Here is a 14,169-nt window from a genome sequence, read left to right as displayed (position 1 = left end):
ATGAGCCGGGATGATCCTTTCGGACTGTCGGAGGATCGCGAACGCACTCGCATACGACTGACCGGCGCGCCGATGCCGCGACCGATGACGCCACTGTTGTCGGGCGTGCCAATCAAACGCTCGCGTACCCATCCCAACACGCTGGTCAACGCATTCGCGCCGCTGCTCGAGTTCGCGCCCGAGCTTGAAAGCGCGCTGCCGCCGGAAAACCCGGAAGCGTTGCGCACCCGGCTGCTCGATGAGCTGGTGCGGGCACGCGACGCGGCAATGGCGGCGGGGTCCTCTCTGGAGCGCGCCGACCAGGCAGCCTGGGTGGTGGCGGCATTGCTCGACGATCTCGCCTTGAACACGCCATGGGGCGGCGCCAGCGCATGGCCGCGCCAGCCGCTTGTGGTGATGCTGCGAGGCGATGTCGATGCCGGCACGCAGTTCTTCACGCGTCTTGACGAACTGGAGCGGCATCCGAACCGGGATCGCGAATTGCTCGAACTGCAATATCATTGCCTGGCGCTCGGCTTCCGCGGCAAATATCGTGTTCCAGGCCGGTCGGGCGACCGCTCGCTCAATGCGGTTCGCGTTGCTGCCGCGCGCTTTCTGCGTGATGCCGACGCCGACGGCGCGCCGCTGTCGCCGAACTGGAAAGGCGTGATCGCATCCGACGAGCCGCAGCGCTTCATCGTGCCGATCTGGGTGATGGGGCTCGGCGCCGCGGTTCTCGCCACTGCAATCTATCTCGGCCTGTCGATGGGACTGAGCAGTCAGGCGGTCGAGCTTTCGACGCTGGTTCGTGCTTTGCCGCCGCCGGCCCGCGGCGAGATCAGCCGGACATCGCCACAGGTCGACGCACCGCCGCCGGAGGCAGTGGATTTCGCGCTGGTGCCGGAGTTTCAGGCCGGAGCGCCGGACAACCTCAGGGCCGCGCTAAGCGGCACCGAGAGCGTTTCGCTGGCCAGGCTGATCATCCAGGCCTCCAACCCCGAACTGTTCCAGTCGTCGCGGCCGACACTGACGGAAGGCTTCGAGCCGCTGATCGGTTCAATCGCCAAAGTGATCCTCGCCAATCAAGAACTGATCGGCAACATCACCGTGGTCGGCCATACCGACAGTATTCCCTTGCAACGGTCCAATCCGCTTTCCACCAACCAGCGGCTGTCGGAAGCGCGCGCCGCAACCATTACCGAGATGCTGGTCCAGAACGGTGTGCCGCAGGACCGCATTCGTTTCGAAGGACGTGCAGCTACCGATCCAGTGGCCGACGACAGCACCCGCGCGGGACGGGCCTTGAACCGCCGCGTCGAGGTGCTGGTCGAAAAGAGGCTGTGAGATGTTCATCCTGCGCTTCCTCTGGGCGGTTCTGACATCGCGCTGGCTGTGGACGCTGATCGGCATCGCACTGCTTTCCCTGGTTATCTGGGTGTTCGGTCCGATCGTCAGGGTCGGTGCTTACGAACCCTTCGCCTCGGAAAATGTCCGCATCGTCATCATTGCACTGCTGGTCATCTTCTGGCTGATCTGGCTGATCGTCGCGCAGCGCCGGGCGATCCGGGCCAACCGCATGTTCGTCGCCGAAATCGCTGCGCCCGTGGTGGAAAAACCGCTGAGCCCCGGCGAAGAGAACGTCGCCGCCGTCGGCGCCAAGTTCGCCGAGGTGATGGTCGAATTGAAGCGCCGCAAGCTGGGCGGACGCAAGTTCCTGCGCGAGATGCCCTGGTACGTGATCGTCGGGCCGCCGGCCACCGGCAAGACCACGGCCTTGCGCCAGTCCGGCCTGAACTTTCCGATCGATCTCACCGACGATCTGCAGGGGGTCGGCGGCACGCGCAACTGCGACTGGTTTTTCTCCGAGAATGCGGTTTTGATCGACACGGCGGGCCGCTACGTGCAGCAGGAGAGCCAGCCCGACGTCGATGCGGCCGAATGGCTGGGCTTCCTCGACCTGTTGAAAAAGCATCGCGGCCGCCGGGCGCTGAACGGCGTGATCGTCGCGCTGTCGATCGATGCGCTTTCAGAGGGCGACGAAGCCATCAAGGCGCATGGCCGCAAGATCCGTCGGCGCCTGGCAGAGCTCAACGACCGGCTCGAAATCCGCCTTCCAGTCTATCTGATGCTGACCAAGGCCGATCTGATCAAGGGTTTCGAGGCTTTCTTCGGCGGCCTGTCGACGGCCTCGCGCGAGCAGGTCTGGGGGACGACCTTCGCGCTCGATGCGCGTGTCGACGCAAAGACCATTGAACGGGAAATCGCCACCCTTGCGACGGAACTCGAGCGGCGGCTGGTGCCGCGCCTGGAGGACGAGGACAAACTCGCCGCCCGCGCCGAGATTTTCAGGTTTCCCGCCCAGCTGACGAGCCTGTCCGAGCCGATCCAGGTGCTGGTCGAGGCGATGTTCGGCGAAAGCCGCTACGAAGAAGCCGCCTGGCTGCGCGGCCTCTATCTGACGTCGGCAACCCAGGAAGGGGCGCCGATCGACCGGCTGACCGCGGCGCTGTCGTCATCCTTCGGTCTTCCGCCGCGACGGGCCATGCCGGCGCCGCGCGTTGAAAAACGCAGCTTTTTCCTGAAGAACCTGCTGACCGAGGTCATTTTTAGGGAGGCCGGCCTGGGGACGTTCGATCCGCTGGCGCAGCGCCGCCGTGCCTGGATCTGGCGTGGCGCCGCCGCAGCCTGTGCCGCCGCAGCCCTGTTGGCGGGTGCGATGTTCACCTGGTCCTACTATGACAACCGCAATGCGATCGCAGCGCAGGCGGGCCAGTTCGAAGCGCTGCAGGCGCCACTGACCGCGGCAGCCGCGAGCCCGGCATCGGTGGAGCAGCCCGCCATCGACAGCGCGCTCAATGCGATGGCCGAGGTCGCCAATGCCCGTACCGCACCGCCGAGCAGTGCCCAGGATCTGCTGGGGCCGTCGGCGTCGGCAGAGCTGCTGCGGGCGCAGGCCGACACTTACGAGCACGCTCTGCGCAACGTCCTCGAGCCGCACATGGTCGCTCTGCTCGAGGCGACCATGTGGCGGCAGATCCGCGATCCGGATTTCATGCTTGGGGCGCTAAAAACCTATCGCATGATGACGGGCCTGTCGCAGATGGACGCCGATTTCATTGAGAATTGGTGGGTCAACGACTTGCCGGAATTCGCACCGGCGGCGCCCTTTCCGACCGCCGACGCGGAAGAGCACCAGCTTGCCGCGATCCGCCGCATGGCGGTCGACGACAGCTACATATCAGCGGATCAGGCGCTGGTTGCCGAGGCGCTGAAAACGGTTTGCACGATTTCGCTGCCGGCGCGTGCCTACAGGCAGTTGCTGGCCGACCCGGCGGTGGCCGACCTCAAGGAATGGATCCCGGCGAATTTCGCCGGCCCCAACGGCGCCAAGGTTTTTGCGCGGCGTTCCGACAAGACGCTGCGCGTCGGCATTTCAGGCGCGTTCACCTATTCCGGCTTCCACGATGCCATTCTCGAACGGGTCGAGGACGTCGCCGCCCAGGCCGCACTCGATCGGGCGGTCTTCGCCGGAGGCTGTTCGGAAAATTCCGAAACCTCTGTCTCGGCACTGTCGGAGGATATCCTGAAACTCTATTACGAAGACTACATCGCGCAATGGGACAGCATCCTGCGCGATATCAGGCTGGCGCCATTGGCCGACCTGAATGTCGCCAGCGAGAACCTCAAGGACCTTTCGAGCGCCGACTCCGCGCTAAAACGCCTGCTTACGGCGGTCGTTCAGGAGACCGAGCTGACCCGATCCGATGAAGCGCCGGCCGCCGACAACAAGGCGGCAGCCAAGGGCACATCGAAACTGCTCGGCAAGCTGGGGAAGCTGGGAAAGATCGTAAAGACAGGGGCAAAACTGCTGCCGCGCGCAGGCTCCGCCAACGAGGTGGATCTTACCGGCACTCTGGTGGCCGAACACTTCAAGCCGCTCAAGGGGGCCATCGCCGAGGTCGACGGCCAGCCGCCGGCACTCGACGCCGCGGTGGTGGCGCTGACCGCACTTTCGAACGTGCTGCAGACGGTCACGGCCAATCCCGACCCGCAGGACGCCATCAAGAAGCAGGGCGGGCTGGCCGAACTGACGGGAGCGGTCGCCAGGCAAGCGCAGATCCTGCCCGATCCGGTCGACGACTGGCTCGGCGGCATCGCCGGCGACACCAGCGGCCTGACCCAGAAGGCGGTCACCTCGGAACTCAACGCCATCTGGCGCGCCGACATCCTGCCGTTCTGCCAGGCGGCGCTGAACGACCGCTATCCGTTCAGCCCCGAAAGCGCGGTCGACGTCAATGTCCGCGATTTCGCCCGCCTGTTCGGGCCGGCCGGGATGATCGACAGCTTCATCAACGACCATTTGATCAGCTATGTCGACACCGCCAGCCAGCCATGGAAATGGCGCGCCGATTTCGGCCTCGATGCGGCAGCTCTGGCGGCGTTCGAACAGGCCAGGCGGATCCGCGACGATCTCTTTCCAGGCGGTACCGGCCCGGTGATGAGTTTTACGCTGCAACCGACGGACCTGTCGCCCAATGTCACGCGCGTGACGCTCAATCTCGATGGCCAGAACCTCGTCTATTACAACAACGCGACGCGGCCGCAGCCGATGACCTGGCCCGGCAAGGACGGCACCGGCGTCATCTCGCTCGCCTTCCAGCCGATCGACGGCTCGCCCGAAGTCATGTTGAACGAAACCGGCAGCTGGGCGTGGCTGAGGCTGCTGCGCAGCGGCCGCTTCACCGGCACCTCGCTGTCCGACGTCTACAGCCTGCGACTGGGCACGCAAGGCATGTACGCGGATTTCGAGCTCAAGGCGGCAAGCGTCGAGAACCCCTACAATTTGCAAATGTTCAAGAAATTCTCATGTCCGCCGCAGATATGATCCCCGGCTTTTTCGGCAAAATGCCTGCCACCGGCGATTTCGTCACGCGGCGGCTGCCGGGGGATTTTGTCCGCGTCTGGGACCGCTGGCTGGCGCAGCACATCGTGCCGCTGATCGGCTCGGAAAGCTGGCCGCGCAGCACAGCGCTGCGCTTCCTGGCCGGCCCGGCTGCTTTTGGCGCCTCGGCGGGCATTATTCTGCAGAGCGCCGACAGGGTCGGCAGGCAGTTCCCGTTGAGCGTCGTGGCGCAGCTCCCTGACGCTTCCATTCAACTGGCTCGCGCCGATGCGTGGTTTGCCGGGATTGAAGATGCTGCTTTCGCCGCCCAGAGGGGCGAGCTGACGCCCGACGAACTGGATGCCGCTTTGGCCACACTGCCGGTGCCGCCGGTCGGGCAGGACGGAGACATTATAGACGATATGGTGATGTGGACTGGCCGTTCCGACATTTTCGATATTGATCCGCTGTCGCCGCAAGCGACGCTGGAGCAGATTTTTGCCGCCAACTGGGAGACCAGCTGATGCGGATCTGGAACCAGATGGGTTACCGGCACGAATTCTCCGTGAGCGCGGACACGACCGGCCGTGAGTGGGTCGTAGTGGTGGTCAAAGGCACGTTCGACTTTCCCGCGACGCCTGGCGGGTTGGTGCAAAAATCGGCCGAACAGGTGCCGCTGGTTTTTGCCGATACACAGACCGGCGAACCCGGTTACTCCGCCACACTGTGGGAAACCGATTTCGTCTTCCGCAAGCTGCGCTGTGACATCGTCGCCAATGGCTGTGCCTACGCACCAAACGGCAGGCCGGCCGAGCGTGTGCCCGTCGGCATCAAGGTGGGCAATTGGTCGAAACTGTTCGAGGTCGTCGGCCACCGCGAGTGGCGCGCCATCGGGCCGGTGTTAACTTCCACCCCGCCGCAGCCCTTCCTGAAACTGCCCATCTCCTATGATGTTGCCTGGGGTGGCGTCGACAGGCTGGACCCGGAGGACAAGCTCCCCGCCAGCTATAAATACAATCCAGTTGGAACCGGCTGGTCGCGTACCAGGAACCAGCGCCTCATTCCCGGCCTGCGTCTACCGAACACGCAAGCTGTCGGCGAGGATATCCGCACCCCGTTTGGCGATTACAAACCGATGAGTTTCGGCCCGATGGGCCGCGGCTGGCCGGGCCGCATCGAATATGGCGGCACCTATGACGACAATTGGGCCAACAACATTTTCCCTTTTCTGCCGCCGGACTTCGACGAACGCTACTTCCAGATGGCTCCGCCCGACCAGCAGATCGATCCGCCGCGCGGCGGCGAGGAAGTTCAGCTTGTCAATTTGACACCTCTGGGGCGCGAACATTTTAGAATGCCAGCCACGGCCATCAAGGTTGCGATGTTCAAGGGCCACGCCAAGGCATTCGAGGCCGATATCCATCCGGACACTGTTTTATTCGACACCGAGAACCGTCGCTTTTCATTGGTCTGGCGTGTGTCACAACGTCTTCAGCGCACGATCCTCGACTTTACGGAATGCTGGGTCGGGCCGCCGACGCCAGGCATGCTCCACGCCAAAGTCGTCAAGAAGCCATATGTGCGTCCAATCGCGGAGCCGATTCAGCTGGAGGTCGAGGACGCATGACGGCTGCGCTCGATATCATAGCGACCGGTATGGTGACGGCTGTCGGTCTTGATGCACCGTCGTCTTGTGCGGCGCTCCGCGCGCGCTTGGACGGCTTCAAGGAGACGCCTTACGCCGATGGCGAAGGCGAATGGCTGCTTGGCGCCCCGGTCAGTATGCCGCGAAGATGGATCGGCCAAAAACGTATGATCCATATGGCAGCGGCTGCTATAAGCGAGATATGCACTGCGGTGCCAGAAGCACGCGAACGGACTCCGATGCTGTTGTGCCTTCCAGAGGCCCCACGGCCTAGTTCTTCCGTCCAGGATGCATCTGTGTTCTTGCGGAACGTGTGCGCAGCCCTCGATATGGACGTCGACCCACGGTCTCGCATCGTATCGCATGGCCGGCCATCCGGTCTGGTAGCACTTGAGCAGGCGCGCCGACTGCTGGCCGAAGGGGGAACGTCAGCAGTCATTGTCGCAGGGGTGGACAGCTATCTCACTCCCGAAGCGATAGGCTTCTATCTGGCGAACCGCCGCTTGCTTGCCACCAACAATCCGAACGGCTTTATTCCCGGCGAGGCTGCGGCCGCTGTTTTGTGCACCCGTACTGGTCATGGGCCCGTACTAAGACTGCACGGTCTCGGCCTCGCCCGGGAGAATGCATTCATCTACAACGAGGCCGACGAACCGCTGCGCGGCGACGGAATGACGACCGCCTATCGGCACGCGCTGAACGAAGCCGGCATTGAGATGAACCAATTGGGGTTCCGTATTTCGGACCTTATCGGCGAGCAGTACTGGTTCAAGCAAACGGCCCTGGCAAGCCTTCGGCTCGTGCGGGGTGCCCATGACTTTCAGGACCTGTGGTCGCCGGGCGAATCGCTTGGAAATATCGGGGCGGCGGCGGTGCCGGTGATGATCGGCATGGCCCTTGCGGCCGCAAGGAAGGGCTACGCGGCGGGTAATCCGGTACTGATCGAGGCCTCCGACGACTCCGGCGCCTGCGGCGCCGCTATCTTTGCTGCTAGGGCTGCATAGATGACAGTCTACGCCAATAGCCTTGAAGTCGCCTGCAAGGCGCAGGGTAACAAGGTCATAGCGGCCTTTCCTGATGTCTGCTTCACGCCGCCGGAGAATCCGGCAACACCCCCTGGCGTTCCGATTCCCTATCCTTCTTTCGGCTTCGACAGCGACACGGACAAAGGCACCAGCACTGTCAAGATCGGCGGTCAGACGATTACGCAGAAAAACAAGTCCTACTACACCAAGACGACCGGCACTGAGGCCGGCTGCGCGGCCAAGAAAGGCATCATCACATCGAAGAATACCGGCAAGGAATACGCCGTCGCTTGGTCGAGCAATGTCAAGGCCGATGGCGAACCCGTCAACCGAATGACGGACCTGTCGACCAACAATCATGCCTCTCCACAGGGAAATACGCTGACCTTTCCGAAACTGGCCACCGGCGCCGGAGTCATTTACAGCACGGAAAAATGCCTGATTGGCTCTTATGATGCGATCGCCGCGGTCTGCAACGACAACGGCGGCGAGGCACATCACATCGTCCCGGACAAGTGTTTCCGGACCGGCAGTCGGGCCGACGCCGATGTTGCATCCACGCGCATCGCCAACGCTCCGACGCTCGGAGAGGGGGTTTGCGTCTGTCTTAGCCCTGATGATCACGAACGGATTCATGAGGCCGACCGTGAAAAGATCGTTACGCTGGGCCGACCCGGTTTGGCCAAACTCAAGGGCACAAAACTAGCGGCTGCGAAAGCCAAGTTGAAAGCGCAAGGCAAGCTCGGCGTTGCGCCGATGAGCAAGATCACCGAGGCAACCATTTCATCTCTCGATGACCTCCAAGATCTCAATGCGAATTGCATCAAGAAGGCAAAGGAAGCGGTCGAGGCACAACAAAGCGCATTCGGGCCAGGCCAGAAGGGTCGAACCTCCAACCCGTTGCCCGGCAAGGAAGCCAAGAAGACGATGAAGCCGCCAAAGCCTAGAAAATAGACCGACAACAGCAGGAGAGCGCAGATGAAGATTCGAGCGTCGGGCTACATTGCCCCAGATCTTATCGCCGCGGTCCCGACCGAACTCGACGACGAGGATCCGTACTCGCGCTTTCTCATGTTTCAGGACACGACAGAACAACAGGTCGCTGATGTTGACATCCCCAGAACAGTCGTCTCGGTTTGCACCTACCCGTTCGAGAGCGATAATGAGAATGTGTTCGTCGCGCTAACCAATGAAGGCGACCTCTACTTTCTTACTGAGGACGTGGACTACGAAAAGATCCCCGGTGCCGGCGTCCTCAGCGAGGATGCCGAGGATCTTGGTTCGACGCTCGCCATTACCCATAATGCGGGCATCCTCTATGTGTGCGGCGACGGTTCCCAAGTCTATTTCAGGCCCAGGAAGGATGAATGGGTCCGGATTTGCGAGCGTGATGTCGATGGTATGGCAAACAATTTCTTCGAGGGCATCGCCGCGATTAGCCCGAAAAAACTGGCGGTCTGCGGATACACGCACAGCCGGCCCAAGCATGCGGCAAAAGGTTGCCTCTACTTTTACAACGATGGCATATGGAGCCCGGCAGAGCTCCCAAACAATCAGGCCTTGTACGACCTTGTTTTTGTAGACGCGTCGCGCCTTGTTGCTGTGGGCGGTGGCGGCACGATTGTTACGGGAACGGGACCGGGCACAATGGAAGACGCCTCCGTCGAAGGTTTGCTCGAGAAGTTCCTCCGTATCCGCTTCGACCGATCGAAACTCTATGTGCTGGGTAAGACAGCAATCTACATATTCGACGCGAAGCTGAATCTGTTGGAGACCTTGGCATTACCGTCCGAATATGGCAGTCCGAAGAACATCGAGGTGAAGAAAGGCATCATCTGGTACTTTGATCGCGAAGGTCTGGCTCGTCACGACGGCACAGCCTGGACTCTCATGCCTGTGCCTCCCGAACTCCTCAAAAGATCGTAGTAGCCCCAAAAAAGCTACAGTTCCGAAGTGCTAACGGTCGCCTCAAACTTTCCCAAGTTGACTTCGATAAAGCGCTGCACCTTGGCGAGATCAAGGTCTGTGATGCGGATCGGTTTTTGAGCGGAGAGCATCCGCACCACGAACAGCTCTCCCGCTTCCGGGAACTCTTCGAAGCGCTGTTGCGCGATCTTGCGACCGGTCTCACCCGCGACCCTGGCCCCATCGAGATGAGCTTCAAGGCGCTCTATCAACCTAGCAAGGCGCTCATCGTCCATATCCGGGTTTTCGCCCGGATGCAGCAGATGGTAATGGTAAACCGTCCACAGGAAGGCTGCCTGTTCCACATGCTGGCGCACGATCTCGCAAAGTATTGGCGCGGGCATCAGTTCAGGTTCCGGGCATCAGTTCAGGTTCACGGAGCCGCCGCGGATTCGATTGGTCGCGCTGGCGTGGCTGGTGACATAAGTTCCTCGGATGGTGATGTGGCCATCCTTCTCCATGATAATGACCGACTTGCCGCAGCGCAGTTCGATGCGCTCATTGCCGACAATATGGACCAATTCACCGTCGCGAACGACCTGCTTGGCGTCGGCTCGGCGTGAAGAATCCACAAGTTTGCCCACGATCAGTGGGCGCAAGGGATCGCCCTCCTGAAAGAGAAGCGCTACTTCAGCGCCGATCATACTGGCATCGAGTTTGGTCAGGCTCCGCGCGGCGACTGCCGTCTCGACAAGGTTTCCAGGAAAGACCACCAGCGGCGACGTGTCGTCAAATCCCAAGAAAATGCCTATCACGACACCATCGATGCGATCACGAACTTCAGTCATGCTTCATCCTTCAATTCTGGTGGATCTTGCTGCCCTTGAACTTGATGTCGCTGGATGCCTTGCCGCTGATTTTTCCCGAAGCATCAATGGAAATATCCTTGCCTTTGAGGTTGATCGTCCCATCCTTCTTCATGATGATCTCGGCACTTCCGCACTTCAGCGTGATCGAATCCTTCGCCTCAAGCGTATAATTCTTGCCTACATTGAAAGCAGAGTCGTCGGCGATCTGGACTAGGCTCTTTTTTCCAACTTTCAGCTCATGGGCGCCCGTTACCTGTGTACTGTCATCGGCGCCTATCTCTGTCTTGCGCGTCTTGGTGATCTCGGCCATCTGGGCGCCACCAATCTTAATGCCTTGGTCTGCGCCGATCTCGATACTCTGGCTGGCCGATATGTTCCAGCTGTCGCTCGCCCCGATCGAATGGCTCTGCGCCGCCCCAACAGTCACCGACCGTGTCGCACCGATCGTATTCGTTTGTGGGCCGCCTACGCTTCGGGTTTCAGAAGCACCCACAGAATCAATGCGCGCCGCACCCACTGTAACCGTCTGCACGATCGCCACCGTCTGCGTGTGATTGGCCCCGATCGTCTCAGTAGAGTTCGACCCAATACCGATCGTCTCGTTCGACCCCACCGTCAGCGACCTGTTCACCCCCACCGTCTCGGTGTCGTTGTTGCCGATATCCGTGGTCTGGTCGACTCCGACCTTGACCGTCTTGTTGTTGCCGACGTCCTCGTCGAGGTTGTGGCCGACGGAGTGGTTGGCGTCGTGGTCGATGCGGTCGGACTGGTCGTGCTGCACCAGCTTGGTGCGGTCGTTCTTGATCAGAAGGTTGTGGTCCTTCTGCGCCTGGAAATTGACCAGTTCGGAGCCGGCCTTGTCCTCGAACATCAGCTCGTTGTAACCGCCGCCGCCTTTCGAGGAGTCGGATTTCCAGCCGGATTGCGTGGCGTTGCCCGGCAGTCCGTAGGGCGGCATCTGCGAGGCGTTGTAGACGCGACCGGTGATGATCGGCAGATCGGGGTCGCCTTCGATGAAGTCGACGATCACCTCCTGGCCGATGCGCGGGATCTGAATAAAACCCCAGCCGCTGCCGGCCCAGGTCTGCGACACGCGCACGAAGCAGGAGCTGTTCTGGTCCTTCTTGCCGAGACGGTCCCAGTGGAACTGGACCTTCACCCGTGCATATTTGTCGGTGAATATTTCCTCGCCGGACGGACCGACCACCGTCGCCGTCTGCGGGCCGCGCATGATCGGCCGTGTCGTGACCCGCGGCGGGCGATAGGCCAAGGCGGTCGGCGCCACGCCGAGGATCACCTTGAAGTTCTCGCTTTCGACGTCGGCAAGGGCTCTGTAGCCGGGATCGAACAGCCTGTATTCGGCGCTGACCACCAGGTATTCCTGGTTCTGGTCTTCTCTTGGGAAGCCGTCCAGCTTGAACGTGCAGCCGGAATACAGGCCGCGCACGGTGCCGACTGCAGCGATGCGCTGGTGCACGGCCTGGATTTCCTCGCGCCGGATCGCAGCCAGGCTGTCGCCGCGGCCAACGTCGAGATGCGCGCCGGGCTGGCGGTAATTCTCGCCCGCGGCCAGCTTGTGACCGAACGGCTGGGCGGATTTGGCCATCAGGTCGGCGCCCGGCTTCTCGAAATCATAGTCGGTATGGACATAGGCGCCCGGCCGCACCGAGCTGCCTGGAATCCATTCGGTGATGTATTCGACATCGCGCCGGGAGCCCTGCCCTTCAAAGTGATAGGGCACCTTTTCATAGCCCGGCGCCGGCTTGAGCTTGTTCATGGCATCGGCGAGCACAAGCGTGTGCTTGCCCTCGTCGTGCTCGAAGAAATACAGGATGCCTTCGTGCTCGAGCAGCCGCTGCACGAAATCGAGATCGCTCTCGTCATACTGGACGCAATACTCACGCGGCGGATAAGAGCCTTGCAGGCGCTTCTCGAATTTTGCCGTGCTGTATTTCGAGAAAACCTCCTCGACGATTTCGATGACGCTCATGTTCTGGAAAATGCGGCAGTCGGTGGTGTTGCCGAGAAACCAGAGCCATGGCCTGATGACGGCTTCGTAGTAAGCCAGACGGTCCTCGATCCGGGTCAGCCGAAACTCGGAGACGAGGCCGCTGAACCAGCGTTTGGGATCGGATTCACCTTCGATCGAAACCGCACCGCCCAGCATCTTCAGCGGATCGACGTCGGGGCTGCTGCTGACGAACCCGACCGTATAGGCCAGACAACGACTGATCTCATCGCGCCCGACAAGATGCGTGAAGGTCAACAGGTCAGCGCCAACCGGCGTCTGCACAACCGTGGCACGTTCGTTCGGCATGGGTCGTGCCCCCTCCCGCCGCTCGTTTCTGCCTGAGCCTAGCACATGTCTTGCACCGACCAAAGGGGACCCTTGGTGGCTACAGCGTGGTCGCCTGTGGAATCATCGACTGGAACGCTTCTGTGCCGCCGCTCAGAAATTGCTGGTATAATGGTATGTCCTGGGTGAGTTTTCCCGACAGGATCGACGGCGATTTTTGAATGTTCATCAGGCTGCAGATCAACAATGTCGTCTCGCTGCCCGCCGGTATGTCGACCGGCTATTCCGCTCGTGATCGCAGCTTTGAAATCGGCCGCGAGGCCTGTGACTGGACCTTGCCCGATCCCGACAAGTTCATCTCCGCCAGACACTGCGAAGTGCGTTACCAGGCAGGCGCGTTCTGGCTGCACGACATCTCGCGCAACGGCACCTTCATCAACGGATCGACGCAGCGCATGGCCGGCCCTCACCGGCTCGGTCAAGGCGACCGGTTGCTGATCGGCCGCTATGTCGTCCTGGTTTCGATTGATGACGAGCACGCCGCGACAGGCCAGCCTCGAAGCAGCCACGGTTCGACGCAGCGACAAATGCCTGTTGCAACCGGCCGGCCGCTGGATTTCGCAGATCAGCCTTTCTTCGATCCGGCGGAGCAACGGCCCGGGCAGAGAGCACCGGTGGCTTCGCCGCCCGCGCCTCTCCCTTCGACAAGAGACGAGGTGCTGCGGGACATCGCGATCGCAGCCGGCATCTCGCCGGAATTGCTTCAATCGCGTGATCCGCATGAAGCGGCTGCCGAAATCGGCGCGGTGCTGCGGACCGTTGTCGAGGAGCTAGCCCAGCTGCTGAAGGCACGTGCGGCTGCGAAAACACTGGCCAAGAGCACACAACGGACGATGATCAGTGCTGCCGACAACAATCCCCTAAAGTTCGTCCCGGGAACCGACGACATCCTCGAAATCATGTTTGCGCGGCGCAGATCCGGTTATCTTGATGCCAGGCACAGTATCGAAGACGCGTTCCGCGATCTCAAGACGCACGAGTTCGCCACCTATGCAGCCATGCAAGCTGCGCTCTCGCGGCTGCTTGACGATCTGTCGCCTGAGGCGATCAGCAAAAAACTCCCGCCGACGTCGTTCACCTCGAAGAAGGGCCTGGCCTGGGACGCCTTCGTCGCCAAATGGCGGACCATGGAGGAAGCACACGAAAACGGAATGCTGGACATATTCCTGGCCTATTTCAGCGAAGCCTATGCCAAAGCCGACAAGCAAAAGTAGACCGGGAGGACTGAAGCTTTGCTGCGCTGACCTTCGGCTGCGGCGCGGATCAAGCACCAACTGGAATGTATCAGGGCGTCGTTGGCGAACCCAAAGATGCGGCGCTGTCGTTGGCGAAGAAAAATCCTTTCGCAGCGCTGCATCCGGTTCCAATCGACCGTTTCTAAGCTTACGATCATTTTCGACAGTTCGCCAGCGGGTAAGGCTGATTGACCTGGGGGTCTGCGGCACATGTCATGTTACGGCGGGTTAGAAAGATATAGCCGACCTTCCTCCAGACACTGCCGTCGCCAG

At 61.3% G+C, this 14,169-nt stretch carries 12 protein-coding genes; 8 read left to right on the top strand and 4 right to left on the bottom strand.

Going from position 1 to position 14,169, the window contains the following annotated elements; all coding sequences use genetic code 11:
* From icmH to AC0L16_RS21970, 7 genes are read left to right on the top strand one after another with little or no spacing between them, the layout of a single operon-like run.
* Positions 1-1,323 (top strand): type IVB secretion system protein IcmH/DotU, encoded by a 1,323-nt coding sequence (icmH, locus tag AC0L16_RS22000; RefSeq protein ID WP_473623233.1) that lies wholly within the window; start codon positions 1-3, stop codon positions 1,321-1,323.
* Position 1,324: 1 nt separating this feature from the next.
* Positions 1,325-4,864 (top strand): type VI secretion system membrane subunit TssM, encoded by a 3,540-nt coding sequence (tssM, locus tag AC0L16_RS21995; RefSeq protein ID WP_473623232.1) that lies wholly within the window; start codon positions 1,325-1,327, stop codon positions 4,862-4,864.
* Positions 4,846-5,385: a type VI secretion system-associated protein TagF gene (gene tagF, locus AC0L16_RS21990; protein ID WP_473623230.1), complete on the top strand. Its 540-nt coding sequence runs from the start codon at positions 4,846-4,848 to the stop codon at positions 5,383-5,385. The genes tssM and tagF overlap by 19 nt, the downstream gene beginning before the upstream one ends.
* Positions 5,385-6,488, top strand: coding sequence for a DUF2169 family type VI secretion system accessory protein (locus tag AC0L16_RS21985; RefSeq protein ID WP_473623229.1), 1,104 nt, complete (start codon positions 5,385-5,387; stop codon positions 6,486-6,488). Before tagF ends, AC0L16_RS21985 begins: the two co-directional genes overlap by 1 nt.
* Complete coding sequence (locus AC0L16_RS21980; RefSeq protein ID WP_473623227.1) at positions 6,485-7,510, top strand: beta-ketoacyl synthase N-terminal-like domain-containing protein; 1,026 nt, start codon at positions 6,485-6,487, stop codon at positions 7,508-7,510. The genes AC0L16_RS21985 and AC0L16_RS21980 overlap by 4 nt, the downstream gene beginning before the upstream one ends.
* The gene (locus tag AC0L16_RS21975; RefSeq protein WP_473623226.1) at positions 7,511-8,485 is read left to right on the top strand and encodes a DUF4150 domain-containing protein; all 975 of its coding nucleotides are present in this window, start codon (positions 7,511-7,513) and stop codon (positions 8,483-8,485) included.
* A gap of 24 nt (positions 8,486-8,509) precedes the next feature.
* A complete protein-coding gene (locus AC0L16_RS21970) occupies positions 8,510-9,457 on the top strand; it encodes a hypothetical protein (protein WP_473623225.1) in 948 nt (315 codons plus the stop codon).
* 14 nt (positions 9,458-9,471) lie between these two features.
* Here AC0L16_RS21970 and AC0L16_RS21965 read toward each other — a convergent pair whose 3' ends face one another.
* The 4 genes from AC0L16_RS21965 to AC0L16_RS21950 form a co-directional block, all read right to left on the bottom strand.
* Positions 9,472-9,840, bottom strand: coding sequence for a hypothetical protein (locus AC0L16_RS21965; protein WP_473623224.1), 369 nt, complete (start codon positions 9,838-9,840; stop codon positions 9,472-9,474).
* A gap of 18 nt (positions 9,841-9,858) precedes the next feature.
* Positions 9,859-10,284, bottom strand: a complete 426-nt coding sequence (locus AC0L16_RS21960; protein WP_473623223.1) for a DUF6484 domain-containing protein — start codon at positions 10,282-10,284, stop codon at positions 9,859-9,861.
* 10 nt (positions 10,285-10,294) lie between these two features.
* A complete protein-coding gene (locus AC0L16_RS21955; protein ID WP_473623221.1) occupies positions 10,295-12,622 on the bottom strand; it encodes a type VI secretion system Vgr family protein in 2,328 nt (775 codons plus the stop codon).
* Positions 12,623-12,701: 79 nt separating this feature from the next.
* Positions 12,702-12,830: a hypothetical protein gene (locus tag AC0L16_RS21950; protein WP_473623219.1), complete on the bottom strand. Its 129-nt coding sequence runs from the start codon at positions 12,828-12,830 to the stop codon at positions 12,702-12,704.
* On the opposite strand from AC0L16_RS21950, the gene tagH reads away from it, so the two are divergent.
* Positions 12,823-13,875 carry a type VI secretion system-associated FHA domain protein TagH gene (gene tagH / locus AC0L16_RS21945; protein WP_473623218.1) on the top strand — a complete coding sequence of 351 codons (1,053 nt, stop codon included), beginning with the start codon at positions 12,823-12,825 and terminating at the stop codon, positions 13,873-13,875. The genes AC0L16_RS21950 and tagH overlap by 8 nt on opposite strands.
* The last annotated feature ends 294 nt before the right edge of the window (positions 13,876-14,169 follow it).

Source organism: Mesorhizobium sp. WSM4848 (genome assembly GCF_055811375.1).
The sequence above is the reverse complement of the archived record's forward strand: the minus strand, read 5'-3'. Positions and strand labels throughout refer to the sequence as shown.

Coding starts and splice junctions, on each gene's coding strand:
- AC0L16_RS21960 (WP_473623223.1), bottom strand. CDS start 10,284: ATGACTGAAGTTCGTGATCGCATCGATGGTGTCGTGATAGGCATTTTC.
- AC0L16_RS21955 (WP_473623221.1), bottom strand. CDS start 12,622: ATGCCGAACGAACGTGCCACGGTTGTGCAGACGCCGGTTGGCGCTGAC.
- tagF (WP_473623230.1), top strand. CDS start 4,846: ATGTCCGCCGCAGATATGATCCCCGGCTTTTTCGGCAAAATGCCTGCC.
- icmH (WP_473623233.1), top strand. CDS start 1: ATGAGCCGGGATGATCCTTTCGGACTGTCGGAGGATCGCGAACGCACT.
- AC0L16_RS21975 (WP_473623226.1), top strand. CDS start 7,511: ATGACAGTCTACGCCAATAGCCTTGAAGTCGCCTGCAAGGCGCAGGGT.
- AC0L16_RS21950 (WP_473623219.1), bottom strand. CDS start 12,830: ATGAACATTCAAAAATCGCCGTCGATCCTGTCGGGAAAACTCACCCAG.
- AC0L16_RS21965 (WP_473623224.1), bottom strand. CDS start 9,840: ATGCCCGCGCCAATACTTTGCGAGATCGTGCGCCAGCATGTGGAACAG.
- tssM (WP_473623232.1), top strand. CDS start 1,325: ATGTTCATCCTGCGCTTCCTCTGGGCGGTTCTGACATCGCGCTGGCTG.
- AC0L16_RS21980 (WP_473623227.1), top strand. CDS start 6,485: ATGACGGCTGCGCTCGATATCATAGCGACCGGTATGGTGACGGCTGTC.
- AC0L16_RS21985 (WP_473623229.1), top strand. CDS start 5,385: ATGCGGATCTGGAACCAGATGGGTTACCGGCACGAATTCTCCGTGAGC.
- AC0L16_RS21970 (WP_473623225.1), top strand. CDS start 8,510: ATGAAGATTCGAGCGTCGGGCTACATTGCCCCAGATCTTATCGCCGCG.
- tagH (WP_473623218.1), top strand. CDS start 12,823: ATGTTCATCAGGCTGCAGATCAACAATGTCGTCTCGCTGCCCGCCGGT.